The following is a 616-nucleotide window of genomic DNA, read 5'->3' on the forward strand; positions in this document are numbered from 1 at the left end:
TACAAGTACTAATTGCTATTATTGTGCTTGTCGGCATTCTTTAATTAAAAATTAAAAGAGGTGAAAAAACATGACTGGAAGAAAATGGAGAGCGTTAGACCACTGTGAAAATAAACGATTCAGCGGTGACGATGTTTGGCAGGAAGCAGATCAAATTGCTAAGACTGAACAACAATCTTTTGAAAAAATTATTGTTAAAGACTCAGAAGGCGTTAGGGTACAAACCACAGATACTCAAGTTGCTGCTACTATTCAAGCTGCTTTACAGATAGCTATTGCAGTAGTGATTCGTATTTCAATTGGGGATAATGAGCAAGGAAACGGCGTTATGCAAGAGTTAAAACAAGTTTCAGGTATTAAACAAAAAAATTCTCAAAAAACAATTATTGAAAACTCTACAAATGTAAATGTTACAGCTACTGACACAGATATCGCTGTAAACCTTCAAGTACTATTACAAGTATTAATCGCTATCTTAGYTACATTAGAYATYCTTTAATMTSTAAYTAACCTTCTGAGCGTAAAAACAAGGAAGGGAAATCATTTTAATCCTATATAGGAAAACAGAATAAAGAGGAATTTTTATTCTGTGAATGCATTTAGCTAAATTTATTCG

At 32.6% G+C, this 616-nt stretch carries 1 protein-coding gene; it reads left to right on the plus strand.

All coding sequences use genetic code 11. The features are described from left to right. The first annotated feature begins 70 nt into the window (after positions 1 to 70). A complete protein-coding gene (locus tag AC1DWA_RS33065) occupies positions 71 to 499 on the plus strand; it encodes a spore coat protein (protein ID WP_477917659.1) in 429 nt (142 codons plus the stop codon). Positions 500 to 616: the final 117 nt, after the last annotated feature.

The organism is Rhodococcus sp. P4_F3_2 (assembly GCF_056401335.1).